At 39.0% G+C, this 25564-nt stretch carries 29 protein-coding genes, 1 other RNA gene and 1 pseudogene; 14 read left to right on the top strand and 17 right to left on the bottom strand.

What is annotated here, in order from left to right:
- Window positions 1–10: 10 nt before the first annotated feature.
- Window positions 11–781, top strand: coding sequence for a hypothetical protein (locus tag ABLB98_RS08475; RefSeq protein WP_348882437.1), 771 nt, complete (start codon window positions 11–13; stop codon window positions 779–781).
- Between the two features lie 52 nt (window positions 782–833).
- Here the strand turns inward: ABLB98_RS08475 and fdx are convergent, their stop codons facing one another.
- The 8 genes from fdx to ABLB98_RS08435 all read right to left on the bottom strand — a co-directional run bounded on the left by fdx (window position 834) and on the right by ABLB98_RS08435 (window position 6965).
- Window positions 834–1172, bottom strand: coding sequence for an ISC system 2Fe-2S type ferredoxin (fdx, locus tag ABLB98_RS08470; protein WP_004661453.1), 339 nt, complete (start codon window positions 1170–1172; stop codon window positions 834–836).
- 17 nt (window positions 1173–1189) lie between these two features.
- Window positions 1190–3049: a Fe-S protein assembly chaperone HscA gene (gene hscA / locus ABLB98_RS08465; protein WP_348882436.1), complete on the bottom strand. Its 1860-nt coding sequence runs from the start codon at window positions 3047–3049 to the stop codon at window positions 1190–1192.
- A gap of 38 nt (window positions 3050–3087) precedes the next feature.
- Complete coding sequence (hscB, locus tag ABLB98_RS08460; protein WP_004758242.1) at window positions 3088–3606, bottom strand: Fe-S protein assembly co-chaperone HscB; 519 nt, start codon at window positions 3604–3606, stop codon at window positions 3088–3090.
- 83 nt (window positions 3607–3689) lie between these two features.
- Window positions 3690–4010 carry an iron-sulfur cluster assembly protein IscA gene (iscA, locus tag ABLB98_RS08455; RefSeq protein WP_004661460.1) on the bottom strand — a complete coding sequence of 107 codons (321 nt, stop codon included), beginning with the start codon at window positions 4008–4010 and terminating at the stop codon, window positions 3690–3692.
- Between the two features lie 29 nt (window positions 4011–4039).
- The gene (gene iscU / locus ABLB98_RS08450; RefSeq protein WP_348882435.1) at window positions 4040–4426 is read right to left on the bottom strand and encodes a Fe-S cluster assembly scaffold IscU; all 387 of its coding nucleotides are present in this window, start codon (window positions 4424–4426) and stop codon (window positions 4040–4042) included.
- A gap of 91 nt (window positions 4427–4517) precedes the next feature.
- Window positions 4518–5735, bottom strand: a complete 1218-nt coding sequence (locus ABLB98_RS08445; protein ID WP_348882434.1) for an IscS subfamily cysteine desulfurase — start codon at window positions 5733–5735, stop codon at window positions 4518–4520.
- A 1-nt stretch (window position 5736) separates the two neighbouring features.
- Window positions 5737–6210 (bottom strand): Rrf2 family transcriptional regulator, encoded by a 474-nt coding sequence (locus ABLB98_RS08440; protein ID WP_005160806.1) that lies wholly within the window; start codon window positions 6208–6210, stop codon window positions 5737–5739.
- A gap of 107 nt (window positions 6211–6317) precedes the next feature.
- Window positions 6318–6965: a hypothetical protein gene (locus tag ABLB98_RS08435; RefSeq protein ID WP_348882433.1), complete on the bottom strand. Its 648-nt coding sequence runs from the start codon at window positions 6963–6965 to the stop codon at window positions 6318–6320.
- Window positions 6966–7175: 210 nt separating this feature from the next.
- Here ABLB98_RS08435 and ABLB98_RS08430 point away from each other — a divergent pair, with 210 nt between their 5' ends.
- The 3 genes from ABLB98_RS08430 (at window position 7176) to ABLB98_RS08420 (ending at window position 10069) form a co-directional block, all read left to right on the top strand.
- Window positions 7176–7631 carry a phasin family protein gene (locus tag ABLB98_RS08430; RefSeq protein ID WP_087547144.1) on the top strand — a complete coding sequence of 152 codons (456 nt, stop codon included), beginning with the start codon at window positions 7176–7178 and terminating at the stop codon, window positions 7629–7631.
- Window positions 7632–7796: 165 nt separating this feature from the next.
- A complete protein-coding gene (locus ABLB98_RS08425) occupies window positions 7797–8069 on the top strand; it encodes an HU family DNA-binding protein (RefSeq protein ID WP_004661469.1) in 273 nt (90 codons plus the stop codon).
- A gap of 128 nt (window positions 8070–8197) precedes the next feature.
- Window positions 8198–10069, top strand: a complete 1872-nt coding sequence (locus ABLB98_RS08420; RefSeq protein WP_348882432.1) for a SurA N-terminal domain-containing protein — start codon at window positions 8198–8200, stop codon at window positions 10067–10069.
- A 68-nt stretch (window positions 10070–10137) separates the two neighbouring features.
- Here ABLB98_RS08420 and ABLB98_RS08415 read toward each other — a convergent pair whose 3' ends face one another.
- Entirely contained in the window at window positions 10138–10998 is an 861-nt protein-coding gene (locus ABLB98_RS08415; RefSeq protein WP_348882431.1) for a YbgF trimerization domain-containing protein, read from the bottom strand.
- A 319-nt stretch (window positions 10999–11317) separates the two neighbouring features.
- Here ABLB98_RS08415 and ffs point away from each other — a divergent pair.
- Window positions 11318–11414: signal recognition particle sRNA small type (ffs, locus tag ABLB98_RS08410), an RNA gene on the top strand.
- 10 nt (window positions 11415–11424) lie between these two features.
- Here the strand turns inward: ffs and ABLB98_RS08405 are convergent.
- The 4 genes from ABLB98_RS08405 to ABLB98_RS08390 all read right to left on the bottom strand — a co-directional run bounded on the left by ABLB98_RS08405 (window position 11425) and on the right by ABLB98_RS08390 (window position 14275).
- A complete protein-coding gene (locus tag ABLB98_RS08405) occupies window positions 11425–11907 on the bottom strand; it encodes a regulatory protein RecX (RefSeq protein ID WP_348882430.1) in 483 nt (160 codons plus the stop codon).
- Between the two features lie 46 nt (window positions 11908–11953).
- A complete protein-coding gene (gene recA / locus ABLB98_RS08400; RefSeq protein ID WP_004661473.1) occupies window positions 11954–13000 on the bottom strand; it encodes a recombinase RecA in 1047 nt (348 codons plus the stop codon).
- A 158-nt stretch (window positions 13001–13158) separates the two neighbouring features.
- Window positions 13159–13587, bottom strand: coding sequence for an RNA-binding S4 domain-containing protein (locus ABLB98_RS08395; protein ID WP_005215468.1), 429 nt, complete (start codon window positions 13585–13587; stop codon window positions 13159–13161).
- On the bottom strand, window positions 13571–14275 hold the full coding sequence (locus ABLB98_RS08390) for an HAD-IA family hydrolase (RefSeq protein ID WP_348882429.1): 705 nt from the start codon (window positions 14273–14275) through the stop codon (window positions 13571–13573). The genes ABLB98_RS08395 and ABLB98_RS08390 overlap by 17 nt, the downstream gene beginning before the upstream one ends.
- 11 nt (window positions 14276–14286) lie before the next feature.
- Here ABLB98_RS08390 and ABLB98_RS08385 point away from each other — a divergent pair, with 11 nt between their 5' ends.
- Both ABLB98_RS08385 and ABLB98_RS08380 read left to right on the top strand, forming a co-directional pair.
- Window positions 14287–15144, top strand: coding sequence for a 3'(2'),5'-bisphosphate nucleotidase CysQ (locus ABLB98_RS08385; protein ID WP_348882428.1), 858 nt, complete (start codon window positions 14287–14289; stop codon window positions 15142–15144).
- A 56-nt stretch (window positions 15145–15200) separates the two neighbouring features.
- Window positions 15201–15932 (top strand): histidine phosphatase family protein, encoded by a 732-nt coding sequence (locus tag ABLB98_RS08380; RefSeq protein WP_256414907.1) that lies wholly within the window; start codon window positions 15201–15203, stop codon window positions 15930–15932.
- Window positions 15933–16052: 120 nt separating this feature from the next.
- Here the strand turns inward: ABLB98_RS08380 and rpsT are convergent, their stop codons facing one another.
- Entirely contained in the window at window positions 16053–16319 is a 267-nt protein-coding gene (gene rpsT, locus ABLB98_RS08375) for a 30S ribosomal protein S20 (protein WP_004639414.1), read from the bottom strand.
- Between the two features lie 212 nt (window positions 16320–16531).
- Between rpsT and ABLB98_RS08370 the strand changes: the two genes are divergently transcribed.
- The 4 genes from ABLB98_RS08370 (at window position 16532) to ABLB98_RS08355 (ending at window position 18990) form a co-directional block, all read left to right on the top strand.
- A complete protein-coding gene (locus ABLB98_RS08370) occupies window positions 16532–17197 on the top strand; it encodes an NAD(P)H-binding protein (RefSeq protein ID WP_348882427.1) in 666 nt (221 codons plus the stop codon).
- 13 nt (window positions 17198–17210) lie between these two features.
- Window positions 17211–17723, top strand: coding sequence for a ribonuclease E activity regulator RraA (gene rraA, locus ABLB98_RS08365; protein ID WP_256414894.1), 513 nt, complete (start codon window positions 17211–17213; stop codon window positions 17721–17723).
- 11 nt (window positions 17724–17734) lie between these two features.
- Complete coding sequence (locus tag ABLB98_RS08360; RefSeq protein WP_348882426.1) at window positions 17735–18523, top strand: glutathione S-transferase N-terminal domain-containing protein; 789 nt, start codon at window positions 17735–17737, stop codon at window positions 18521–18523.
- A gap of 116 nt (window positions 18524–18639) precedes the next feature.
- Window positions 18640–18990 carry a hypothetical protein gene (locus ABLB98_RS08355; protein ID WP_075696634.1) on the top strand — a complete coding sequence of 117 codons (351 nt, stop codon included), beginning with the start codon at window positions 18640–18642 and terminating at the stop codon, window positions 18988–18990.
- Window positions 18991–19072: 82 nt separating this feature from the next.
- Here the strand turns inward: ABLB98_RS08355 and ABLB98_RS08350 are convergent, their stop codons facing one another.
- A complete protein-coding gene (locus tag ABLB98_RS08350; protein ID WP_348882425.1) occupies window positions 19073–20599 on the bottom strand; it encodes an acetyl-CoA C-acetyltransferase in 1527 nt (508 codons plus the stop codon).
- Window positions 20600–20823: 224 nt separating this feature from the next.
- Here ABLB98_RS08350 and ABLB98_RS08345 point away from each other — a divergent pair, with 224 nt between their 5' ends.
- The 3 genes from ABLB98_RS08345 to ABLB98_RS08335 all read left to right on the top strand — a co-directional run bounded on the left by ABLB98_RS08345 (window position 20824) and on the right by ABLB98_RS08335 (window position 24473).
- Window positions 20824–22215: a 3-oxoacyl-ACP reductase gene (locus ABLB98_RS08345; protein WP_348882424.1), complete on the top strand. Its 1392-nt coding sequence runs from the start codon at window positions 20824–20826 to the stop codon at window positions 22213–22215.
- A 67-nt stretch (window positions 22216–22282) separates the two neighbouring features.
- A complete protein-coding gene (locus ABLB98_RS08340; RefSeq protein WP_348882423.1) occupies window positions 22283–23137 on the top strand; it encodes a MaoC/PaaZ C-terminal domain-containing protein in 855 nt (284 codons plus the stop codon).
- An 82-nt stretch (window positions 23138–23219) separates the two neighbouring features.
- Entirely contained in the window at window positions 23220–24473 is a 1254-nt protein-coding gene (locus ABLB98_RS08335) for a serine hydrolase domain-containing protein (RefSeq protein ID WP_348882422.1), read from the top strand.
- A 92-nt stretch (window positions 24474–24565) separates the two neighbouring features.
- On the opposite strand, the gene ABLB98_RS08330 is transcribed toward ABLB98_RS08335, so the two are convergent.
- Both ABLB98_RS08330 and ABLB98_RS08325 read right to left on the bottom strand, forming a co-directional pair.
- Window positions 24566–25159, bottom strand: coding sequence for a Maf family protein (locus ABLB98_RS08330; protein ID WP_348882421.1), 594 nt, complete (start codon window positions 25157–25159; stop codon window positions 24566–24568).
- Window positions 25159–25542: pseudogene (locus ABLB98_RS08325) on the bottom strand (DUF2237 family protein). The gene ABLB98_RS08330 and the pseudogene ABLB98_RS08325 overlap by 1 nt, the downstream one beginning before the upstream one ends.
- Window positions 25543–25564: the final 22 nt, after the last annotated feature.

Raw genomic sequence — 25564 nt, 5'->3', positions numbered from 1 at the left:
GAGTTGAAATATGTCTGCATTCGTTTCAAAGTATCCATTGGCTATTGATGAGAACATGGTGGGTGAGTATCCTGCTTTGGTAAAGTCTGGTGCAGGTTATTTTTATGATGATGTTCTTGAATATCGAGTTTGGTGTCACCCAGAACGTGGTGCGCTAGATGAATATGAGGGGCAAGATTATTATTCTGCATTTTCCAATTATGAAGATGCTCAACAGTTTTCCGAAAAAACAGCTGGAGCGGAACATCCTTTGGTTTTGATACGTCAAAGCTGTTGGATTAATGAACCTCAAACAGGCGTATTTACTGCTGATCGTGGAGAACGTCTAACTGAGTGGCAAGTAATCTGGTTGAATAATGCAAAACGTCAAGATGGTGATATTGAAAATTTCTTTGCGAAACGAGGAATTACATTTACAGGCTATCAGGAAGTGATGGATGCGACGCCTTTCACCAGAGATTTTAATCCGCAAGCATACAAAGCATTCCCACAATATTTAGGGGTTATTGCGTGTTCTTGTGTTATTGATGGAAAATTGCCAATACGTTGGGTATCTCACGCAGGCGGAGATTGGCAAATGTATTGTCATGTGGATGCACATGATTTTTCTGAAAATAGTTTGGATTTTGAGCAGAATATTCAATTGACCAATATGGCGCAATTACTTAAATATAATCCAGATTTGCAAATATTATATGATCTACCTATAGATAAAGGTGCTTATAGAGATCATGTGGAGTCTATTTGGCAATATTTTGATGATTGTGATGTTGATCAATAAACTTAGATTAAAAAACTCCTCTAATAAAGAGGAGTTTTTTTATGGATAAAGCTTAGTGATTTTCCGAAGCATGATTAATCGTATATTTCGGAATTTCAATTTCTAAATCTTCATCAACAATCTCAACCTGACAAGACAGGCGCGAGTCTGGCTCTAAGCCCCATGCGCGGTCAAGCAAGTCAGCTTCAACGTCATTCATTTCCTCAAGGCTGTCAAAACCTTTACGAACAATCACGTGGCAAGTTGTACATGCCGCAGACATGTCGCAAGCATGTTCAATTTTAATGCCTTGTTTCAATAAGCTTTGGCATAAATTGGCGTTTTGTTCGACTTCAAATTCTGCACCTTCAGGGCAAATGAGTGCATGAGGAAGAACTTTAATACGTGGCATATTGATCACCTATACCTTTAGTTTGAGTTTGACCAATCTTCAAGTTTTGTACCTTTTAAGGCATGGTCAATATGTCGATTCATACGAAGTGCTGCAAACGCATCGCTGTGAATTTTAAGTTGTTGAACAGCATGTTCAATCGCTGCAAGCTCATCAGTCTTTAGACGAGCTTTTAACGCTTCAGCAGCAAGAATTAAGTCGCGTGCCTGTTGCTGAGAGAGTAAATCGGTATCTGCTTTTAACGCTTGTTCTAAAGCTTCCAACTCACGTTGTGCTTCCACTTTTGTTTCTTGCAGATGGCGCAATTGTTTGTCTTCTTCCGCATGTTGGAAACCTTCAACCAAGAGGCGTTCAGTATCCGCTGCAGATAGACCATAAGATGGTTTGATATCAATTTGCGCTTGAACACCAGAAGTGGTTTCTTTCGCAGATACTGTCAGTAAGCCATCCGCATCAACTTGAAATGTCACTTCAATACGTGCTTGACCAGCAGTCATTGGTGGGATGCCATGTAAAACAAAGCGACCCAATGAACGACAATGCTCGACTAAATCACGTTCACCTTGTACCACATGAATCAACATCGCTGTTTGTCCATCTTGATAAGTGGTGAATTCTTGACGGCGTGCGACTGGAATTGCGGTATTTCTTGAAATCAACCGTTCAACCAATCCGCCCATGGTTTCTAGACCAAGAGAAAGTGGCGTGACATCAAGTAATAATGAACCATCTTGACTGTTACCAATGAGCTGGTTGGCGGTAATAGATGCGCCAATTGCAACGACTTCATCAGGATTGATCGTACAGAGTGGTTCACGTTCAAATAATTCGCGTACAGCTTTTTGTACGGCATATGAACGTGTTGAACCACCTACTAAAACCACATGTTCGATTTCATCGAGTTCAAGTTTAGCATCACGCAGTACACGTTTACATACACTCATGGTTTTATCGAGTGCAACTTGAATAATCGATTCAAAAGTTGGGCGATCTAAAGTGAGGCGATCATCCAGTAATTTTAATTCAGCAGATTCATGATCTGTTAAGTATTCTTTGGCTTGACGCGTTGCAACAACAAAAACAGCATATTCTTCATCGCTTAAAGTTTCGATATTAAGCTGTTTTTTTGCCCATTTTACGATTAAGCGGTCAAGGTCATCACCACCAAGCGCGGTATGTCCACCAGTCGCAAGAACTTCAAAAACACCTTGTGAGAAACGTAAAATAGAAACGTCAAATGTACCACCACCAAGGTCGTAAATCACGTAGTTACGATCGGTGCTCAAGTTGGTATCTTGGTCTAATCCATAGGCAACAGCTGCCGCAGTAGGTTCATTCAACAAACGTAAAACATTTAAACCCGCAAGTTGAGCAGCATCACGTGTCGCTTGGCGTTGTGCTTCATCAAAATATGCTGGAACAGTGATCACTGCACCGTTGATAGGGTTCTTTAAACTTGCTTCGGCACGATCTTTTAACTGTTTTAAAATGTCAGCAGAAATTTCGACAGGCGTTTTGCGACCAGCAGCAGTTTCAAATGCTGGCATCTCATTTTCTGCACCAACAAGTGTATACGGATGCTGGAATTTGATATCTGCTTGTGAGCGACCCATAAAACGTTTTACTGAAACAACAGTATTTTTGGGGTCAGTCATCATAAACGGCTTGGCTTCATAACCAAACGTCGTTGAATCTTTTGCGTAATGAACAATCGACGGCAGTAATACACGATCTTTGTCATCTTGCAGAACTTTCGGTTTTCCCGATAGCACTGTCGCCACTAAAGAGTGGGTTGTCCCTAAGTCAATGCCGATCGCAATACGATGTTGATGCGGAGCAGTAGATTGACCTGGTTCAGCAATTTGCAAAAGTGCCATGCGTGAGGTATCCCTTGAAAATATTTGGTAACAGCGGATTAAAAATCATCATCGAGATCGAAGCTATCTTCTTCGTCCAACATACGATCTTCAGCTTTATCAATATCATTCATTACACGTTGAAAAAAACGTAGTTTACGAACGGTATCACGAGCCTCAGCCCAATCTTCTTCAGCAAAATCAATTTTAAATTCACGAACTAAACCGTCAATCCATTGCTGAACTTCAACTTTTAATGTGCGAAGTTGCTCGGTAGAGGTGGCCTCATCAAGCTGTTCACGCATTTCGAGTGCAGATTGTAAAAATTCAAAATCGCTAATGGACTGATCCAAGTGATGATCTTGTTTTTTTAAGCCAAGTAAATACGCAGCACGACTATCAACTTGTGAGAGCACTTTATACGCTTGATTGATTTCACTCGACTTGATCAATGCTTGATCTTTGTCAGTGGCTTTATCGGGATGATATTGCTGTTGCAAACTTAAAAATTGTTTTTTTAAAGCTGCTAAATCTATATCGAGTGCTTCTGGTAATTGGAACAACTCAAAATGATTCATGGGAGATGAATTCCGCTATTAATAAATACGTTAAAACAGTGCGGAACACACTGTTTTGACGAAAAGAAAGAGGGTGTTGCTAGTTAGACGGTAAATGATTCACCGCAACCACATTCACCTTTTTGGTTAGGGTTGTTAAATTCAAAGCCTTCATTCAAACCATTTTTCACATAATCCATCTCTAAACCATTGAGATAAACAAGGCTTTTAGGGTCAACAAAAACTTTAACACCGAGTTGTTCAAACACTTGATCATGTGTATCGATATCATCGACAAACTCAAGTACATAAGCCAACCCAGAACAACCCGAAGTTTTCACACCAATACGAATGCCTTCACCCTTACCGCGGTTTTGCAGGTAATTGCTGATGTGAGTCGCAGCATTTTCAGTTAAATGGATCATGAAAACTCCAATATTATTTCGGTCATCAATTAAGCTTTCGCTTTCTTACCACGATAGTCTTCAATCGCAGCTTTGATTGCATCTTCAGCCAATACAGAGCAGTGTACTTTTACTGGTGGAAGCGCAAGCTCGGTCGCAATATCAATGTTTTTGATTGCTTGAGCTTCATCAAGTGTTTTACCTTTTAGCCATTCAGTTACAAGAGAGCTTGATGCGATTGCAGAACCACAGCCGTAAGTTTTGAAGCGAGCTTCTTCAATTACGCCATTGTCATCGACTTGAATTTGTAAACGCATCACGTCGCCACATGCAGGTGCGCCGACCATACCTGTACCTACGTTTTTTGCATTTTTGTCTAATACACCAACATTACGAGGGTTTTCGTAATGATCAATTACCTTTTCACTATAAGCCATGTCGCTTCTCCAAACCTCGGGGTCAGCCTAATATTAATATGAGGGTTAAAACATACTTTTCAATGAAGTGCTCAATAGAGCACCTTATAAATTAGTGTTCAGCCCATTCAACTGTTGAAAGGTCAATGCCTTCTTTGTACATATCCCAAAGCGGAGAAAGTTCACGTAATTTCTCAACAGCAGCTTTGGTAATTGTTAACACGTAATCAATATCTGCTTCAGTTGTGTATTTACCAAAACTGAAACGAATTGAACTATGTGCCAACTCGTCAGATAAACCTAAGGCACGCAATACGTATGATGGTTCTAAAGTTGCAGATGTACATGCTGAACCACTTGAAACGGCAGCATCTTTTAATGCCATCATCAGTGACTCGCCTTCAACGAAGTTGAAGCTAACATTTAGATAGTTTGCAACGTTCTCAGTCGGATGACCATTCAAGAACACTTGCTCAAGGTCTTGGAAGCCATTCCAAAGTTTGTCACGTAGGTGGCGAAGACGTTCTTGTTCCGCTTGCATAGTTTTACCAGCAATTTCAAAAGCTTCACCCATACCTACAATTTGATGAGTTGCTAAAGTACCAGAACGCATACCACGCTCATGACCACCACCATGCATTTGCGCTTTTAAGCGAACGCGTGGATTACGACGAACATATAATGCACCGATTCCTTTAGGGCCATAAATTTTATGACCAGAGAAGCTCATTAAATCAATTTTCATGGTTGAAAGATCGATTTCAACTTTACCAGCGGCTTGTGCAGCATCAACGTGTAAGAATGTTTTATTCGCACGTGTTAGCTCGCCAATAGCTTCTACGTCAGTAATCGTACCGATTTCATTGTTCACCATCATCAGTGAAACAAGAATGGTATCTGGACGTAAAGCTGCTTTCACCATTTCAGGCGTAATTAAACCTGTACGTGGTTCAGGTTCTAAATAAGTAATTTCAAAACCTTGTTCTTCTAGCTCGCGACAAGTATCTAACACTGCTTTGTGTTCGATTTTACTAGTAATGATGTGCTTGCCTTTTGAACCGTAAAACTGAGCAATACCTTTTAGTGCTAAGTTGTTAGATTCAGTTGCACCAGAAGTCCAAACGATCTCACGTGGATCTGCTTTAACTAGGTTTGCAACTTGTTCACGTGCATATTCAGCTTTTTCTTCAGCTTGCCAACCATAGGCATGCGAGCGTGATGCAGGATTACCAAAAGTCCCTTCGAAGGTTAAACATTCCATCATACGTTCTGCAACTTCAGGAAGTACTGGTGTTGTTGCTGCATAATCAAGATAAATTGGACGTTTCATGTCAAATACCTGTAACCGATAGGAGGGCTGAATCTAAACTTGCTGAGTTTTGACGTAGTGAAACAGTTTGAACGTTGTCACGTGCAATTAAGTCTGCAAGAGAAATTTTTGAGAGATAATCGGCAATATGGTGGGAGAGTTCTTGCCATAAGTCATGCGTTAAGCACATTGCACCATTTTGGCAGTTACCTTTATGGTCACAACGTGTCGCATCGACAGTTTCATTTACAGCTTCGATAATTTCTAGCACAGTGATTTCAGCGGCATTGCGTGCAAGATGATATCCACCGTTAGCACCACGAACGCTTGAAACTAACTCATGACGCTTAAGTTTTGCGAATAACTGTTCTAAATAAGCGACTGAGATGGATTGGCGTGCTGCTATTTCCGCAAGCGTGATCGTTTGTTCAGTTGGCTGCAAAGCTAAATCAAGTAGAGCAGTCACTGCGTAACGACCGCGAGTTGTAAGGCGCATGATTCGATACACATGGTTAGACTAGATGTCTAAATCTTATTAATTCCGACTAAAATAGTCAAGTTTTAAATTGTCATTATCAGTGTGAAAAGTGAAATATATTTGAATTATTGTATCCACATAGTATAAACAAAAAAGGCAATAAAAATAAAGCTCAATACAGCAAACCAAATATTGATTAGGCGCTGGCGTTTTTGCATTCGGTGAATACGGTTTTGGTATTGTTTTGCCTCAACCAGTAAGGTGTTGATTTCAGAACGTTGCTGGTCGATTTTATCAAGCAATGGCGCGATTCGTTGTTGAGACGCAATAGCTTCTGCATCATTATTAAATGCATTGAACCATTGTTTCCAATTTGCGAATATACTCGTGAGTGTGAGGTGAGGGATTAAATCCATCACATCTTCTTGAAGTCTTGCATCACCTAAAATACGCATATTGTAAATACTGCGCTGATTATTAAATACGAAAATTTTAATCAAATCGATGAGTGTGCTATTTATTTCTAGATCAACTTTTCGATCTAGTGCTTTCATATCAAATAAAATTCCTTTTTCGGTAAATTGGACATAAAAGTCAAAAAAAGGAATATAGCTGTTGATTCGAATGGTAACTTTTTCATCGATAAGCTTTTTCGCTTGCAAGCGTAAAGTTGCATCATGCGTGAGAATGAATGAAAAAAAAGTTTCTAAAACAATGATGACAATGTTTAGCAACAAATGGGGGTGTTTATGTCTTTGTTGCGTATCACTCATAGGTCTCTTTGTCCTTGCCAATCACACTATAAATTTCATAAAGCACGTAAATCTGAGTATCCATACTCAATTGTTAAAAATAATTTACATGACTTTATTGCTTTGTAGAACAGTTTTTTAAAACGATCAAGTCTTAACTTTGATATTATAAAAACATTTTTATGGTTAAATACGACATACTGTTTGTAAAGTGCTTGGGAGTAATGGTTAATGGACAACTCAAATGTAGAACACCCAACTGATGAGGCAGAGGTAAAAACTAAGCTAAAATCAAAGAGTTCTAAAAAATCTGCCCTTGATTTCAAAAAGTATACGCAACAGATTTGGCTGGCTGGATTAGGTGCTTTTTCACGCGCCGAAGAAGAGGGAAATAAATTATTTGACTCTTTAGTCAAGGTGGGTGAAGAGCTAGAATCCAAGACCGTAGATTTTGCTGATAACACTGTTGGAAAAGTAACTGAAAAAGCCAAAGAATCAGTGACGGATACTAAAGATAAAGTTGAAAAAATTTTAGACACAGGTGTGAATCATTCGTTGAATCGTATTGGTCTAGTCACTCCAAAAGATCTCCAGCATATCGAGCAACTTTTAGTTCAGCTACATATTAAAGTAGATGCATTGATTGAAGAAAATAATCTATTAAAGAGTAAATTGAATAAAAAGTAAAAAATATAGGCACTCGTCTGTTTATGTGGTTTTTGAGTATTTATTTTTGCTAAAAAGCCTTTCTAGTATTGCGTTCTCCCCTAAAGCATTGCTATAAAGGCGGCATGGCCTTTTAAACTATAGCCTTGGATCTTAACAAACGATATTAAGAGGATATTTTTTATCATGAATAAATCAGAATTAATTGATGCGATTGCTGAAAAAGGGGGAGTATCTAAATCGGATGCTGGTAAGGCACTCGATGCAACGATTGCGTCAATCACTGAAGCACTTAAAAGCGGTGATACGGTTACTTTAGTTGGTTTTGGTACATTTAGCGTTAAAGAACGTGCTGCACGTACTGGTCGTAATCCTAAAACAGGTGAAGAGCTTCAAATTAAAGCAAGCAAAGTACCTAGTTTTAAACCAGGTAAGGGTTTAAAAGATTCAGTTGCGTAATCTTTTTAAATCAGAAAACGCACCATTTTGGGTGCGTTTTTTATTTATTGAATGAAATACTTTATTCAGCATTCATTCGCTTTGGTTTTTCAGTTAAAATTGCCCCGAAATAAAATATTGGAATACTTATGGAATCATTTCGTACAGTCATTAAGGGTTGGCTTGGCAAAGTCCTATTAGTTTTGTTTTTGACCCCTTTAGCGCTTGTAGGTATTGAAGGATATTTTAGCGGCAGTAATAAAGCAGACGTTGCGAAATCTGTTAACGGACAAGATATTTCTAATAAAGACTTGGAAAGTGCGACTAAAAATTATAAAGATCAATATTTATCAATGGTAAAGGGTGATGAGTCTCTTTTAAATCAGCCCGTTATTCAGCAAAAAGCTTTAGATGCGCTGATTGCACGCTCTTTATTGCAACAACAGGCAGAAAAATTAGGTATTTCTTTAAGCGATACTCAGCTAGAGCAAATGTTGGCACAACAACCAAGTTTCCAAGAAAATGGAAAGTTTTCTCAAAAGTTGTATGAAAATTATTTACGTTCAGTTGGAATGACTAACCAAGCTTTAATCGCAAGCTTGCGTCAAGATCATGCCCTAAAAATGATTTCATCGACTTTGTTAGATTATGCGTTGGTAAGTCAATCTGATTTACATCAGCTTGCGAGTTTGCAAACAGAACAGCGTACTTTGCATTTAGCGAGTATTAAGTTGGATGATTATAAAAAAGGTTTGACTGCGTCGACTCAAGAAATAACAGAGTACTACAACAAGCATAAAAATGAATTTAAGCAAGTTGCGAGTGTTGATGTTGATTATGTGGTTTTAAGCCCAGCGTTATTGCCTCAAACGAATTTAAATATCACTGAGGCTGATTTGCAACAAGCTTATAAGGCTTTTGTTGAAAAGCAGCAGAAAGATGCAAAACGTGAAGTGAAGCATATTTTAATTACAACTGATGCGCGCGATGCGGCGGCAGCTCAAAAAATTGCAAATGATGTTTATGCCAAGATTCAAGGTGGAATGTCATTTGCTCAAGCGGCTGCACAATTCTCAGAAGACCCGACTTCAAAAGCACAGGGTGGTTTAGTTGATGCTTATGCGCCAGGTATTTTCTCAGCCGACTTTGATAATGCGGTTAATGGATTAAAGAATGGTGAAGTTTCTAAGCCTGTTAAAACACAATATGGCTACCATATCATTGAAGCAAATGCGCCAGTTGCAAATATTCCTTCATTTGAGAGTGAGAAAGCTCGCTTAACAGCTGAAGTGCAGAAGTCAAAAACTGCAAATTTATTTAGCGATACTGTAAATAGCTTAAATGAAATGGTTGTGGGCAATGACTCTTTAGAAGCGGTTGCTCAAGAAGTGAAGGGTGCTCGTGTTGAATCTTTAAATGGGGTGACCTTAACCACTCAAAACCCTTATTTGAGCGATTTAAATGTTAAAGCAAAACTGTTTAATGATGATGTGAAAAACGGTGACCGTAATGCATCTTCTAATATTCAGTTAGCGAATGGTGATACGATTTGGATTAAAGTCCGTAATTACCATGCAGCGGGCGTTAAACCATTAGATCAAGCGACTGCTGAAGTAAAAGCAAAAGTCATTGATGCAAAGGCATATAAAGCTGCTCAAGCAAAAATTTCAAAGATTTTAGCTGATTTTAAAGCGTTACCTGCTGCACAAGTTGTTGCAAAATCACAAGTCACTTTTGAAGATGCAGGTACATTTGCACGTTCTCAAGGTTTAAAGCGTGCAATTGAACGTGCTGCTTTCAGTATTCCAGCGCCAACTAAAGAAGGTATGTGGTCTGCTACGACAGCAAAATTACCTAATGAGTTGGTTATCGTTGCAGTTTCAAACGTGAATACTAATGCTGCAAATGACTTGCCACCAGAGCAAATTACTGAGTTAACTAAGTTGTATCAGCAGTTCCGTGGTCAGCAGTTACTAGAAGACTATACTGATTATTTAAAATCACAGGCGAAGATCAAATAAGTTTGATCTAAGCTTTGAAATTTAAAAAGCCAGTTCTTATGAACTGGCTTTTTTGTGCATTATAAGCATTATTTTTTCTGAATAAATTTAGCTTCTTCGGATTGTGGATATTGGTTAAGCAACTTTGTTTTATACTTGTTGGCAAGAGCAGTGTTTTTATCGACTTCTTTTGCAATGCTATAAAGTTGATAAACCGCTCGAGAAGCTTTTGCTGAATTGGGATAGCGTGTTACTACGATATTATAGTTTTGCTTGGCTGCTTTATAGTCAACTGGTTCAACCGCTAAATAAAACTCAGCTAGCCAAAAGTAAGCGTTTCCAACATAAATTCCATTTGGGTGGTTCTTAATGAAATTTTGCATTGGTTGGATGGCTTTTTTTGCACCACCTTGTTTGTAGGCATCTAGAGCAACCGTATATGCTGCTTTTTCTAGCTCAATTTGGTTGTTGGTATTGCTTGTGGTAGCGGTATTTGACTTCGGTTGTACGACAGGTGTCTGAGGGACTATGTCTTGTTTTACAGGACTAGGAGCTGATGTGGGTGCAGATGTTGGAGCTGAGTTTGTTTCTGTTTTTACTGTATCAGTTGTCGTACTATTTTCTGGTTCTGCATTTTCTTCTGGTGGGTCAATTTTTTGAGAGAGTAATTCTAAGCGTTGATCTAAATCTGTATAGCGATTTGCCAACTCTTTTTTCAGTTGCTCAATTGAATTGTCATGCTCTTCTAATTGTCCTCGTAATTTTCGAACTTCTTCTTCTAGTTTTTGGTTCTTTTGAATGAGATCCCAATTTAGGTTTGCGCCAGTATTAGAGATATTTGTATTATCTGCAATCGTCTGGCTCAGTGCACGAGATTCAATGGGAACATTTGCATATAAATGTGCGCTAGCGAGTAAGGCAGTAAAAAGTACGGAATACTTTTTTAGCATAAAAATTCATCCATAAAGTTAAAAAGCCGTGAGCGAACAAGTCTTCATGTTTACTTGTGGCACACTAGATCTATGTTTTTGATTTAGTCATTAAAGCAGCAACTCATTTAAATGCAATAAGCATTTACAATCTTCAAGCATTTTTCGAATAAAGAAATTATCTGTTGTTTAATGTTTATACATATTTAAATTAAACGGATAATATAGAGATAGATTTTGCTGATGAAATAAGCAATTGAATCAAAAAGTCACTTAAAAACAGAGACAAGTCTTGCAACTCAGGCAAAAATCTCTATACTTTGTCAGGCAATGGTAGCCCTGCTGGTAGCTTCGCAATTGTACTCTATGAACCCCGCCAGGACCGGAAGGTAGCAACGGTAATAGATCTATGATGTGCCGAAGTAATGCTAGTGGGGTTGCCACCATTTATTCTTCATCGCTCATTCGAGCAATTGCTTTCATAATTATTCCCATATCAAATCCTCGGTACTGTAAGAATCTAATTTGTCTTGCTTTTAGTTTTGGATCAGTCTCTACTTCCATCCCGAATTTCTTTATTTTGAGTTGATAAGCTTGATCTAGCCAATCGACCTCTGAAAGTTCTTCTGTAATAAGTTCTGTATCGAGTTGTTTTGCTTTTAAAGCCTGTTTAATTCTTTGTAATCCTTTACCTTTTCTAAGTTGACTGGCCAATGTGAGTTCTGCAACACGTTGGTCGCTTTGGTAATTTTGTTGTGCTAACTCATCAACTAGATTTGCGACTTCTTCTGGATTGATCGCATATTGATTTAATTTTGCTTCGAGATCTGCTTTGGAATAATCCCGACGTGTAAGAAGGGCAAATGCATAAGAGCGTAATCTTGCACCTGTTAGTGTTTTCGGTTTCTCTATTTTTTCAGAATTAAACAAGTTTTATATCCTCTTGAAAGAAAAACGCCCCGAAGGGCGTTTCAGCTTAGCTTTCTAAAAAATCTGGTTCTTCTTCATCTTCAGTTTGAGCTGCTTCTTTGTTGTTTTTAGTAAGAAGTTGTTCACGAATGACCTTTTCGATTTCTTGAGCCATTGCTGGATTTTCCTCAAAATGTCGAATCACGTTATTTTTACCTTGACCAATTTTATTGCCTTGATAAGAATACCAAGCACCCGCTTTTTGTACGATGTCTTGTTGAACAGCAAGATCAACCAATTCGCCTAACTGATTAGTGCCTTTGCCATACATGATTTGGAACACAGCTTCTTTGAACGGAGGTGCCATTTTGTTTTTCACAACTTTAACACGCGTTTCGTTACCTGTGATCTCGTCACCTTCTTTCACTTGACCAATACGACGGATATCTAATCGTACAGAAGCGTAGAATTTAAGTGCATTACCACCTGTAGTGGTTTCTGGGCTACCAAACATCACACCAATCTTCATACGGATTTGGTTAATGAAGATCACCATACAGTTCGAGCGTTTCGCATTACCTGTAATTTTACGCAGAGCCTGACTCATTAAGCGTGCTTGTAAGCCCATGTGCGAGTCACCCATTTCGCCTTCAATTTCGGCTTTAGGGGTTAATGCTGCTACAGAGTCGACAACGATTAAATCGATTGCACCCGAACGCACTAACATATCGGCGATTTCGAGCGCTTGCTCACCGTGGTCAGGTTGTGAAACCAATAGATTATCAATATCTACGCCAAGTTTACGTGCATATTCTGGATCTAATGCATGTTCTGCATCGATAAAGGCACAGGTACCGCCATTTTTTTGACATTGAGCAATCGCTTGTAATGTCATGGTAGTTTTACCTGAAGATTCAGGACCATAAATTTCGATAATACGACCTTTAGGTAATCCGCCAATCCCTAACGCGATATCGAGAGTTAAAGAACCTGTAGAAACCGCTTCAACAGCTTGTACAGTATTATCACCTAAGCGCATCACGGTATTTTTACCAAATTGCTTTTCAATTTGGCTTAAGGCTGCTTGTAACGCCTTGCTTTTATTATCATCCATCTCAAAACCTCAAAACTTTATTTCTTAACGACTAACCCAAGTGGATGTACTGAATCTCAACTTGTTGGGACTTGAGTATAGTGGCAGATTCTAGTTGTATATTCCACATCTGATCTGTGCCAATACGACACAAGATGACGCGTCCAAATTAGAAAATTTTATTCATCATGATATGACCATGATTGTACATTTTCTTGTTTAAAACGATTGATATCACGACGATCTTTTTTACTTGGTCGGTGATCAGGTCGGGCTAGATTATGCAATTTTCGCTGTGATGCATGCAACTCTCTACGCTCAATACTTTCGGGTGTTTCTTCATAAAGAAGTTGAGCCATGGGGGCACCACCTCGAACAGCCGATAGCGCTTTCACAACAACAGTCTTTTTCTCAAAGCCTTGTTGGATGGTGAGTTCCATTCCAATACGGACGTCTCTAGAAACTTTAACGCGGTCATTGTTGTGATGGACTTTACCACCTTCAATTGCGGCTTTGGCAATAGAGCGTGTTTTAAAAAAACGTGCAGCCCAAAGCCATTTATCAATGCGCATGGCATCCATGCTGTCTGATTCATGCTGTTTTGGCATCTGTTACCTGTAAGTTGGTGTCAAGATAATCAAAGAGATTGGTTAAATGATCGAGTGATGGGTACGCTATTTCCGTGGCGAGTCGAGCGGGTTTAGCACTAGACGGTTGTAAAATGCTAAACAATTGGTTAATACCAAAACGTTCAGCACCTTGGAGTACCGCAACCGTATCATCAATAAATATTGCTTGAGCTGGATCAAATGGATGTATTTGCTGTAACTTTTGCCAAAAAGCGACTTCTTCTTTGGCATGCCCAAGCTCTTCACTACTGATCATGACTTCAAAGTAAGGGTTAAGTTCGACATTTTCAAGCTTCAGTTGTAAGCCTGCTCGATCAGCATTGGTCAGTAACCAACAGCGATAGCCTTGAGCTTTGAGTTGTTCTAATAATTCATGACAACCTTTACGCGCGCGAATTTTTTCACGGTGTTCATATTGTAGTTGTAAAACATCTACGCCAACTTTAGCAGTCCAATACGCCGAAGAATACCAAGATAGTGTATGCTTATGCTGTTGGTAAAATTGGAATAGTGTTTGTTTACTTTGCTCTAAACTGCATTGATGTGTTTGGGCATGACGTTCAGGTAAACAATGATTCCAAATAAAATCATCGAAGGCTAAATCAAGTAATGTGCCATCCATGTCGAACATGGCGATAGGCTGCTGCTGTAAATCTGAATATGACATAAGGCTGATCTATGTTTATTAAAACGCTTGCCCCACAAGATCAATTTATTCTGAAACTTGTGCCAATCATGGCGCAGGCAAGTCAAATATTATTGGAAGAATATCAAAATTATTGTGCGGGTGGTGAGTTTAATATTCAGGAAAAAAGTGATGATTCGCCTGTGACTCAGGCAGATTTAAAAGTAAATCGTTTTTTATTAAAGCAGTTAGCTGAATTTACGCCAGAGTTACCAGTGTTGTCAGAGGAGAGTGATTATTCTGCTCGATCTGCTTGGTCACGTTGCTGGATGCTCGATCCTTTAGATGGTACGAAAGAGTTTATTCATGAGCGTGATGAATTTACGATTAATTTAAGCTTGATCGAGGGTAATGAAACGACTTTTGCAATTATTGCCGTACCCTGTGAACAGGTCATGTATATTGGTTATCAGTCACAGTTACCTTATAAGTATAGTTTTAGCCGTCAAGAATGGTTTCAATATCAGGTCGAAGAACATGATTTGACAACACCACTTCAAATTGGTTTGAGTCATAACAGTAAAAATCCAAAGTATAAAAATTTTATCGAACCAATTTTGCGAGATCGTGCTGTAGAAAGACGTGAGGCAGGGAGTGCTTATAAATTTTGCATGATGTTAGAAGGTGAAATTGATATTTACCCAAGATTTCATCCAACTTCAGAGTGGGATACGAGTTCAGGACAAGCTTTACTTGAAAGTATCGGTGGTGGATTGATGACTCTGGATGGAAAACCATTTCAATATAATCAGCGTAAGACTGTTTTGAATGGTGGTTTTATCGCATTTAGAGATCAATATTGCAAAAAAATTGCTTATGAGGCCTTGGCGCATTCAGGCATTTTAGATTGAGTCTTGTCTTCTGCATGGTATAGTGAGCTAAATTCTCATCTTTTGTAAATTGTGATATGGCCCTGCATTTATTGCCTAAAAGTATGTTTGAAGCAATTGATTTACTGCCAGATGCTTCAACTCCTGTCACGTTGTTTACTCGTCACTCTTTACGTGAGTTGGTGAATGGGCAGGGTTTGGCTGGTTATGACTTGCAATTAACGGAACAAGGTCGAGATTTGGCTTATGCATGGGGTCAATATCTTATTAAAAATACGGATCGAGCAATTCAGCATTGTATCTCTAGTCCAATTCAGCGTTGTGTTGATACGGCTGCATTAATGATTCAAGGTGCAGATGGGATTCATGAGGCAATAAATACGCATACGATCGAAATTGTTGAGCAGCGATTGTTAGTAGAACCCGGAAGCTTTGTATTGGATATTCAGCAAGCAGCCCCTTACTTTCGTAAACAAGGTGCATTAGGGTTTATTAATAGCTTTGTGAATAATGCTTTGCCTGGTATGAAACATCCAATTACAGGTGTTTTTGATGTTTTGGAGCTGTTATATCATACCCATCCGACCCAACATCAGGGTTTAAGCTTGGCTGTTAGTCACGACACCATTATCGCTGCGATCGTTGCTGTGATTTCAGGTCAAACACAAATTGATAAGTCGGATTGGCCTGAGATGATGGAGGGCTTATTTGTGTGGTTTGAAGGTGAGGATTTTAGCAGTAGTAAGCTAAAATGGATCTGGCGTGGTCAAAAGCATGAATTGGTTATTAAAGATTTTCAGAATAAATAAGATTTTTGAAAAGTATGATTTAATTGTGCACTTTTAAAATTAAAAAAACTACTAACGTTGCATTACTAAGTTGAAGACAATAAAAAAGCCCGAAAATCGGGCTTTTTTACATGCATCAAATTAGTTAGCTAATGCTTTAATTTGAGCGTTTAAGCGACTCTTGTGACGAGCAGCTTTATTTTTGTGGATGATGCCTTTATCAGCCATACGGTCGATTACAGGTACAGCTGTTTTATAAGCTTCTGAAGCAACAGCATAGTCACCAGCAGCGATCGCATTTACAGTACGTTTGATGTAAGTACGAACCATAGAACGCAAGCTTGCGTTGTGTTTACGTGCTTTAACGTTTTGACGAGCACGTTTTTTAGCTTGAGCAGAGTTTGCCACTCGTGCACTCCTTGAAAATAAGTTGGTCTGGGCGGGCTGAAGTTAAAACCAAAAAATATTGGCAACATTCACCAGCCCGTAAACAAGTGCCATATTTTGAGGAAACTAAGCCCCGAAGTCAAGCCTTGTGATACTTTTAAGTACATTTAACAGGTGATAATCTTGCAAGAAAACGTTACATTAGGCTTAGTTATGAGTCGGAATAAATAAAAATGAGAATAGGTGATAAAAAGGCAATTGTGATTGGTGCAACGGGCTTGGTTGGTCAAGCCTTGGTAGAACAGTTGCAGCAGGAAGATGATTTTAATGTAATCACTGTTGTAGTAAGGAAAAATTCAGATAAATTAAAATCTTATAGTAAAGTAAATCAGCTTATTTTAGAAGATTTTTTGCTTTTGAATGATGAAGATGTAGGCACTTATACCCATGCATTTAGTTGCTTAGGTAGCACGATTAAACAAGCTGGATCGAAACAAGCATTTTACGCAATTGACTATGAAATTAACGCTCATTTTGCTGATTTAATCCAAGATAAAAATATTCATTTATTGATTGTCAGTGCTCTGGGAGCGAATGCTAAATCGCCAGTTTTCTATAATAAAGTTAAAGGTGAGTTGGAAAACTACTTAAAAAGCTTGTCGATGTATAAGCTCTCAATTTTTCAACCGTCACTCTTAATTGGTAAGCGTAGTGAAGTACGGGTTTTAGAAGATGTGGCACAAACGTTATTTAAATTGGTCGAAAAAACTTGGACCAAGCCGTTTAAATATAAGCCTGTAACCGCAGAACAATTGGCGCATACTATGCTAAATGCAGCTCAAACTCAGACAGCAGTATTCAAGCTGTACGATAATTTGAGTATACAACAAACCCAATAATGGAGATTTTTCAGTGACTACGATTCCTTTTGTAACTTGCGACTTGTTAGATGATAATCCTGAGAAAGATTTACAGGTCGTAACACCATCATTAGACGGTAAGTTTTTTAAGAGTTATGGTGCACGCAAGAGCTTTGGTGGGCAGGTTGTAACAGTTAAGTGTTTTGAAGATAACTCACGTGTAAAAGAGCTATTGGCAACTGATGGTGCAGGTAAGGTGCTGGTTGTAGATGGTGGCGCTTCTATGCGTTGCGCCCTGATGGGTGACTTGATTGCAGAATCGGCGGTGAAGAACCAATGGAATGGCGTGGTGATTTATGGCTGTGTACGTGATGTGGATGCAATTGCCGAACTTGATTTAGGTGTGCATGCATTGGCTGCAATTCCACAAAAAAGTAATCGTAAGGGCATAGGTGAAGTTGATATTACATTGTATTTTGGTGGTGTGACGATCAATTCTGGCGATTATATCTATGCCGATAATAATGGCATCGTAATCGCGAAAGAAAAACTAATTGACTGCTAAAGGATAGCAATATGCTCAAAATGGTGAATCATCAATTTAAGGTTTTACAATCTGTTGTTGCAACTTTAATTGAAGGCGGAAGAGGTGTGATGGGAACACCCCAACCGAATCAGCCTTTGAAACCGTTAAAACTTTATGAGTTTGAAGGTTCACCCTTTTGTCGCCGTGTTCGTGAAGTGATTACTATGCTGAATCTGGATGTGGAAATTTATCCATGTCCGAAAGGTGGTCAAAAATATCGCCAAATCGTTAAAGAAAAAGGTGGTAAAAAACAGTTTCCTTTTTTGATTGATGAAAATACAGGTGATCAGTTATACGAATCACAAGACATTATTCATCATTTATTTAAGCATTATGGAAAAACGGGACAAACTCCTAAAAAATATAGTCATTATCCTAAATTGCCGTATGTATCGACTTTGGCTACTGTTACAAATGCAGCACGTGGTGTATGGATTAACAAGAAAATTGTTAATCGAGCAGCACCAGAACAATTACTTGAATTATGGAGTTTTGAAGGAAGTCCCTATACACGATTGGTGCGTGAAGTTCTGACTGAATTGGAAATTCCGTATATTTTGCATAATGTTGCGAAAGAACGTTGGCAAGATATTGGACCAGCAAATTTGCGTTTAAAACCTGGTCAATATATTCCATTACCGAATGGGAAGCGTGAAAAGGTTGTTGAAGTGATGGGACGAGATATTCAGGTTCCATATTTGGTTGATCCGAACACGGGTGTGAAAATGTTTGAATCAGCTAAAATTGTTGAGTATCTAAAGAAACAGTACGGACAATAAATATTGAAAAAGCACCTTCAAGAAGGTGCTTTTTTTATATGTGGAGTCTAGCAGTTGCTTCAATGATTGGTTTAGCGGTTTAATAGGCTCGAAATAGCCATATGATCAATTCTAAAATGTTAAGCCAACTAACGAACCTATTCAAAAGTTCAAAGGAAACACCTGAACAGTTATTCCTCAAAGAAAATGACTTGGTTTTTGATAGTCGCGGTGCAATTTATAGGGGCATCGTTTTGAATGAGTTAGGATTTCGTCTGGAATATTTCTCAAATCGAAAATTAGATCGATTTGATGATCTAGAGAAACTGTTTAGGATTGCACCACAAATTAATGAAAAGATTGATTTGGAATTGCACTCACAGCGATTTGTTGAGCGTTTAGGAAATACAGAAGAAAACCTTAAAGAGTTAAAGCAAATCATTAAAGTTTTAAATGATTATTATGTGAAGTTTCAAAGACCAAGATAAGTATAAATATTTTTATGAGTTTTAATATCTAAATAAAAAAGCTGAATCATTTGATTCAGCTTTTTAGTATGTAAGCTAACGATTATTTTTCAATAATTGCTGTTACACCTTGACCACCAGCAGCACAGATCGAAACTAAGATACGACCTGAACCTTTTTGGTTTAAGATTTTCGCAGCAGTCGCGATGATACGACCACCAGTTGCAGCGAATGGGTGACCCGCAGCTAAAGAAGAACCTTTAACGTTTAATTTGCTACGATCAATTGAACCTAAAGGTGCATCTAAGCCTAAGCGCTCTTTACAGAACTTCTCATCTTCCCAAGCTTTCAAAGTAGAAAGTACTTGTGATGCAAATGCTTCATGGATTTCGTAGTAGTCGAAGTCTTGAAGTTTAAGCCCAGCACGCTCAAGCATACGTGGAACTGCATAAGCAGGAGCCATCAATAAGCCTTCTTTTTTACCAACGAAATCAACCGCAGCAGTTTCAGTGAAAGTTAGGTAAGCAAGAACTTCATGACCATTTGCTTTAGCCCACTCTTCAGAAGCTAAAAGTACGCATGAAGCACCGTCAGTAAGTGGAGTAGAGTTACCCGCTGTCATTGTTGCAGCTTCGCCTTTACCAAATACTGGTTTTAATTTTGCTAATTTCTCAGCAGTTGAGTCAGCACGTAAGTTGTTGTCACGGCTTAAACCTAAGAACGGCGTGATTAAGTCATCGAAGAAACCTTCTTCGTATGCTTTTGCCATTTTTTGATGAGAAGAAGCTGCTAAAGCATCTTGATCTTCACGGCTAATGCCCCACTCAAGAGCAGTAATTGCCTGATGGTCACCCATTGAAAGACCTGTACGTGGCTCACCATTTTTCGGTGCATCCATCAAATCTTTAACATTGATTTTTTTCAATGCTTTAAGGCGGTCTTTACCTGTTTTAGCGATGTTCAGCTGAAGCAAAGCTTTACGTAAACCGTCACCCAATGCAATCGGTGCATCAGATGTGGTATCAACACCACCTGCAATACCCACTTCGATTTGACCCAAAGCAATTTTGTTTGCAACAAGGAAAGCTGCCTGTAAGCCAGTACCACATGCCTGTTGAATGTCATAAGCTGGAGTTTCTGGTGCAAGCTGAGTATTTAAAACACACTCACGAGTCATGTTGAAGTCACGGCTGTGTTTTAATACCGCACCTGCAACCACTTCACCTAAACGTTGGCCTTGTAGGTTAAAACGCTCAACTAAGCCGTTTAATGTCGCGGTGAACATATCCATGTTTGAGGCAGTGAAATATGCGCCGTTTGAACGAGCGAATGGAATACGGTTACCGCCAATAATGGCAACACGGCGAACAGTGTTTTGGCTCATGCTTTTATCCTGTTGAACAGAAGGTTTGGTTGTTTTAGCTGTTGCTACTTTTGTAGATGTAGAAGAAGCAGTGCTTTTTGTACTACGACTGGTAGAACGAGGACGAGTCGTTTTAATTGTCGTACTTGCTGCTTTAGGAGTTGCGTCAGCACTTTTACTTGGAGTAGAAGTTGCTTTTGATGTATTTGACACAGTCTCTTGAGCAGAATTCTCGACTGCTGGATTTTCTTGAGTTGTTTTGCTCATAAGGCTTTTCCAAGCATAATTGCGATATTCTTACTATAACCATAGCATATTTCCAATACTGCTGTATTGACTAGAATGACGCTGGAGACCGCATTCAGGTCAAGACATCCAGACATGAACTCAAGTATGATTTATTGTGAGTCAATCAAACATGGGTTTCATGTTATTTTGCTGACATGGTTTAGATGTTTGTAAAAAATTCATTTGTATGAGAGATAATAATCATGACCGATCAATACCAAGCATTTACACAATCACCTTTGGGTAAATTTGTTGTAAAAAATTTAGGTTTACCATCACCAGTTAGCTTAGATCGTTTTGAAAGTGCCCAACCTGTTGTAAATGGTGCCGTATTGCTTGGCGCAGCACCTTCAAGCACGATTTCTGCTTCAATTGCTCAAATCCTTAGCAATATCCATGCAGACAGCTATGTAGGTAATAATGTTGAATTACAACAAACTGCTGCAAAAGTTGGTTTAAATCTTCGCCCTTTAAATGCAGATGATAAAGAATCTAAGTTTAAAGCAGTTGTATTTGACGCTTCTGGTATCCAAAATTCTGAACAGTTAAAAGCGTTGTATAACTTCTTTAATCCAATCGCACGTCAAATCTCAAGTTCTGGTCGTGTAATTGTAATTGGTACAACACCTGAAACAGCTAAAACCGTAAAACAAGCGATTGCTCAACGTGCGCTTGAAGGTTTTGTGAAGTCTGTTGGTAAAGAATTCAAAAAGGGTATCACTGCTCAAGTGGTTTATGTAGATCAAGGTGCTGAAGCAAACTTAGAGTCTACTTTACGTTTCTTAATTTCACCACGTTCTGCTTATGTATCCGGTCAAGTGATCCGTATTTCTAAAGCAGAAACAGTGAAATTAGATTGGGCTAAGCCACTTGCGGGTAAAACCGCACTCGTAACAGGTGCAAGCCGTGGTATCGGTGAAGCAATTGCACAAGTATTGGCACGTGATGGCGCACATGTGATTTGCTTAGATGTTCCTCAACAACAAGGTGATCTTGAGCGTGTTGCGGGTTCAATTGGCGGTTCAGTATTGGCAATCGATATTACTGCTGCTGACGCTGGCGAGAAAATCAAAACTGCTGCGGCTAAACAAGGCGGTTTGGATGTCATCGTTCACAATGCAGGTATTACTCGTGACAAAACTTTGGCAAACATGAAGCCAGAGCTTTGGGATCTAGTCATCAACATTAACTTGTCTGCAATTGAACGTGTTAACGATTACTTACTTTCTAATGATGGTTTAAATGCAAATGGTCGTATCGTTTGTGTATCATCAATTAGTGGTATCGCGGGTAACTTGGGTCAAACCAACTATGCAGTGTCTAAAGCAGGCGTAATTGGTTTGGTTAAATTTACTGCACCAACATTGAAGAATGGTATTACGATCAATGCAGTTGCACCAGGCTTCATTGAAACTCAAATGACTGCTGCGATTCCATTTGCGATTCGTGAAGCAGGTCGCCGTATGAACTCAATGAACCAAGGTGGTTTACCTGTAGATGTTGCTGAAGCAATTGCTTGGTATGCTTCTACTGGTTCAACAGGTGTGACAGGCAACGTTGTTCGCGTATGCGGTCAAAGCTTGTTGGGCGCTTAAGCGTTAAAAGTTTTGAAGAGGGGGTGCTTGTGCATCCCTTTTTTATAAAAATATAGAAAGGTTCATTATGAATACACGCCATTTTAGTCAATTACCAAAGCCTTACTTAGCTTATCCAAAAGTTATTCAAGGTTTAATTTTTAAAAAGCCAAAAGGCGAAAAAGTATTACCACAAGTTGAATATGTGGTAGATACGCTTAACATTGATGTAAAACATTTAGAAAGCTATAACGAAATTTGTGGTTTTAAAAATGATGGTTTGGTACCAGCAATTTATCTAGCAGTACTGTCGCAAAGTCTGCAAATGCACATGATGACAAGTGAAGCGTTTCCATTTGCAATTTTGGGTTTGGTTCATATCCGTAACCAAATTAAACAAACTCGTAAAATCGGTGTGAATGAGCAAATTACGTTGTCATGTAAATTTGGCGAACTTCAGCCACATGATAAAGGCTTACAATTCGATTTCATTACAACTGCCAAAGTGGGTGGTGAAGTAGTGATGGAAAGTTTAACGACTTATTTATCACGTCAAAAAACTGAGAAAAAAGCTTCTGAAAAATCGAAAGAATCTAAAGAGCCTGCATATCAGCCAAAAGCAGAATGGAATATTTCTGAGAATACGGGTCGCCGCTACGCATTGATTTCAGGTGATTTTAACTTGATTCATATTCATGCAGTCACAGCCAAAGCATTTGGTTTTAAACAAGCGATTGCACATGGCATGTGGAGTAAGGCAAAAGCTTTGGCGAGTATTGAGTTACCCGCTGCTTATGAAGCAGATGTTTGGTTTAAATTGCCGATGTATTTACCATCAACTGTTGAGTTTTTAACAGCTGCTGAATCAAAACAAACTGACTTCTTGATTCGTAACCTTAAATCTAAAAAGCCGCATGTAGCGGGAACGGTGAAAGCACTTTAATACTGAATCGTATGGTTGAGTCAGCCCTTTTGTTCGCAAGAGGGTTATTCTAAAAAATATAAATATCATAAGGATATGTGCATTGATTAAAGAGATTTTATTTGCCGATACGCATAACTATCATGGCAAGGTTGATCATCGTTTTATTGACCTAGCAACCCAATTCAGTCGTTTTCAGGATGCGAGAAGTCATCAAGGTGGCGCTGCGTTGGTGGTATATTTTCAAGGTCAGAAAGTTGTTGATATTTTTACTGGTAAAAAATCTCAAGATCAAGATTGGCAAGCAGATACTTTGTCGATGTGCTATTCGACAGGTAAGGGTGTTTTAGCAACATTGGCCCATATCTTGGTGAGTGAAGGCTTACTGGATTACGATACGCCAATTGCACACTACTGGCCTGAGTTTGCTCAAAATGGTAAAGCCAATATTACCTTGCGTCATGTGTTGTCCCATCAAAGTGGTTTGTTTGATATTCGCAATTTGATTGAGACCGCAACAGAAATGTTGGATTGGTCGCATATGTTAGAGCTAATGGCTGCTGCTACACCACGTTTTGAAACAGGACAATGTTTTGCTTATCAACCGCTGACTTATGGTTGGCTCGTGGGTGGGGTCATTGAAAAAGCAGTGAAACAGCCTTTAAGTAGGTTAATGCAGCGTTATTTGGTGCAACCACTTGAGTTGGATGGTGCTTATTTTGGTGTGCCTCCTTCTGAACTGAATCGGGTTGCTCGTTTACTGGAAAAACCAAAATCAGCAGTGACACCTAAGCCACAAACTAAAACAAGCAATCAACCACGTAAGGTTTCATTGTCAGAAAAATTACTAGAACTTTCAGGACAAAGTCCTCAAGATTTCCAAGATGCCATGATTCCAAAAGGCATGCGTAATTTTAGCTTCTATAGTGATGCAGGCCTACAAGCCGTGATTCCTGCGGCAAATGGTGTGTTTACTGCAGATAGTCTTGCCAAAGTTTATGCAATGCTTGCCAATCAAGGGCAGTGGAAAGGTCAACAATTGATTCGTCCAGAAGTATTTAAGCAGTTAAGCACCGTACAATCTAAAGCACGTGATCGAGTGATGCCAATTCCAATGCATTGGCGTTTAGGCTATCACCGTATTTTAACAATGGGCAAACGCGCGCCACATGGTTTTGGACATATGGGCTTTAATGGTTCAGGTGCATGGTGTGATCCTGACCGTGAACTCAGTTTCGCTTATACGCATAATTTTAGTACCACTTCTGCAACAGGCGATTATCGTTTATGGGGCTTAAGCCAAGAGACGCTCCGCTGTGCCGATGCAATCTTAAATGGGCGGAAAGGCTGGTTTTAATTTGATCTGGTGTAATGAGGCTGCATATAGTAAATAATAGCCTCCAATAACCTGAAAAAATACCTTATCTCAATAAGCTTAGATAAGGTTTTCTAAGGAATCCTAAGCTCGAAAGCACGTAAGATCTTGCATAACTGAATCATGGGTAGACCCATCAACGTAGTTTGATCATCACCAACCATTTTCTCAAATAAGCTAATCCCTAAGCTTTCACACTTAAAACTGCCTGCGCAATGTAACGGTTGATCAATCTCGATATAACGCTCAATCTCAGTTAGTGTCAATTGGCGAAATTTCACTTGGTAATGCTCAACCAGTGTTGTTTCAAAGCCAGATTGCAAGTGCTGAACACTGAGAGCGGTGCTAAAAAACACGATTTTCCCTGAGTTTTCTTGTAATTGTTGAATAGCATTTTCAACACTTAAAGGCTTACCAATGAAGTCATATGGCGCGTGTTCACGCCAAGCGACTTGATCAGAACCAATGACAATCGCATTAGGATTCTGTTCAGCAATAACCCGTGCTTTCTGAAAAGCAAGGCGCTTGGCTAAATCATCGGCATGTAATTCACCCATTGCAGATTCATCAATATCAGGTGAAATACAACGATAGTCCAATCGTAAACGATCCATCAAGTCTTTACGAGTTTGGCTGCTCGATGCCAAAATCAATTCAAACTGTTTCATTAGATTGCATATTCAACGAGAATATTCAGTGGCACATAATGCAAAACCGCGTTATGGCATGCATTCAACTTAATCGGTGGAGCATGACCTGCTTCGTATGCTTCAACCCAACGTGTGACACAAATACACCAAAAATCACCTGGTTTTAATCCAGGGAAACCCACTTCTGGTAAAGGTGTAATTAAATCATTCCCAACTTTTTGTGAAAAATTTAAAAAATCTTACGTCATTTGCGCGCACATGGTGTGCTGACCTAAGTCCGTGACCGCTGTATGGCAAAAACCATTACGGAAATAGCCCGTGATTGGGTCAAAGCAACAACTAGATAAAGGTTCGCCAAGAACATTTAAACGATTAATTTTTGGATCAGGATGAATAGACATAAGAATACAAAGATTTAATGAC

Origin of the sequence: Acinetobacter yuyunsongii (genome assembly GCF_041021915.1) — a bacterium.
Taxonomy (GTDB): Bacteria; Pseudomonadota; Gammaproteobacteria; order Pseudomonadales; family Moraxellaceae; genus Acinetobacter.
The sequence above is the reverse complement of the archived record's forward strand: the minus strand, read 5'-3'. Positions and strand labels throughout refer to the sequence as shown.

Bases quoted from the DNA above. Each gene is read 5' to 3' on its own strand.
- ABLB98_RS08475 (WP_348882437.1), top strand. From the start codon at position 11: ATGTCTGCATTCGTTTCAAAGTATCCATTGGCTATTGATGAGAACATG.
- fdx (WP_004661453.1), bottom strand. From the start codon at position 1,172: ATGCCACGTATTAAAGTTCTTCCTCATGCACTCATTTGCCCTGAAGGT.
- hscA (WP_348882436.1), bottom strand. From the start codon at position 3,049: ATGGCACTTTTGCAAATTGCTGAACCAGGTCAATCTACTGCTCCGCAT.
- hscB (WP_004758242.1), bottom strand. From the start codon at position 3,606: ATGAATCATTTTGAGTTGTTCCAATTACCAGAAGCACTCGATATAGAT.
- iscA (WP_004661460.1), bottom strand. From the start codon at position 4,010: ATGATCCATTTAACTGAAAATGCTGCGACTCACATCAGCAATTACCTG.
- iscU (WP_348882435.1), bottom strand. From the start codon at position 4,426: ATGGCTTATAGTGAAAAGGTAATTGATCATTACGAAAACCCTCGTAAT.
- ABLB98_RS08445 (WP_348882434.1), bottom strand. From the start codon at position 5,735: ATGAAACGTCCAATTTATCTTGATTATGCAGCAACAACACCAGTACTT.
- ABLB98_RS08440 (WP_005160806.1), bottom strand. From the start codon at position 6,210: ATGCGCCTTACAACTCGCGGTCGTTACGCAGTGACTGCTCTACTTGAT.
- ABLB98_RS08435 (WP_348882433.1), bottom strand. From the start codon at position 6,965: ATGAGTGATACGCAACAAAGACATAAACACCCCCATTTGTTGCTAAAC.
- ABLB98_RS08430 (WP_087547144.1), top strand. From the start codon at position 7,176: ATGGACAACTCAAATGTAGAACACCCAACTGATGAGGCAGAGGTAAAA.
- ABLB98_RS08425 (WP_004661469.1), top strand. From the start codon at position 7,797: ATGAATAAATCAGAATTAATTGATGCGATTGCTGAAAAAGGGGGAGTA.
- ABLB98_RS08420 (WP_348882432.1), top strand. From the start codon at position 8,198: ATGGAATCATTTCGTACAGTCATTAAGGGTTGGCTTGGCAAAGTCCTA.
- ABLB98_RS08415 (WP_348882431.1), bottom strand. From the start codon at position 10,998: ATGCTAAAAAAGTATTCCGTACTTTTTACTGCCTTACTCGCTAGCGCA.
- recA (WP_004661473.1), bottom strand. From the start codon at position 13,000: ATGGATGATAATAAAAGCAAGGCGTTACAAGCAGCCTTAAGCCAAATT.
- ABLB98_RS08395 (WP_005215468.1), bottom strand. From the start codon at position 13,587: ATGCCAAAACAGCATGAATCAGACAGCATGGATGCCATGCGCATTGAT.
- ABLB98_RS08390 (WP_348882429.1), bottom strand. From the start codon at position 14,275: ATGTCATATTCAGATTTACAGCAGCAGCCTATCGCCATGTTCGACATG.
- ABLB98_RS08385 (WP_348882428.1), top strand. From the start codon at position 14,287: ATGTTTATTAAAACGCTTGCCCCACAAGATCAATTTATTCTGAAACTT.
- ABLB98_RS08380 (WP_256414907.1), top strand. From the start codon at position 15,201: ATGGCCCTGCATTTATTGCCTAAAAGTATGTTTGAAGCAATTGATTTA.
- ABLB98_RS08370 (WP_348882427.1), top strand. From the start codon at position 16,532: ATGAGAATAGGTGATAAAAAGGCAATTGTGATTGGTGCAACGGGCTTG.
- ABLB98_RS08360 (WP_348882426.1), top strand. From the start codon at position 17,735: ATGCTCAAAATGGTGAATCATCAATTTAAGGTTTTACAATCTGTTGTT.
- ABLB98_RS08355 (WP_075696634.1), top strand. From the start codon at position 18,640: ATGTTAAGCCAACTAACGAACCTATTCAAAAGTTCAAAGGAAACACCT.
- ABLB98_RS08350 (WP_348882425.1), bottom strand. From the start codon at position 20,599: ATGAGCAAAACAACTCAAGAAAATCCAGCAGTCGAGAATTCTGCTCAA.
- ABLB98_RS08345 (WP_348882424.1), top strand. From the start codon at position 20,824: ATGACCGATCAATACCAAGCATTTACACAATCACCTTTGGGTAAATTT.
- ABLB98_RS08340 (WP_348882423.1), top strand. From the start codon at position 22,283: ATGAATACACGCCATTTTAGTCAATTACCAAAGCCTTACTTAGCTTAT.
- ABLB98_RS08330 (WP_348882421.1), bottom strand. From the start codon at position 25,159: ATGAAACAGTTTGAATTGATTTTGGCATCGAGCAGCCAAACTCGTAAA.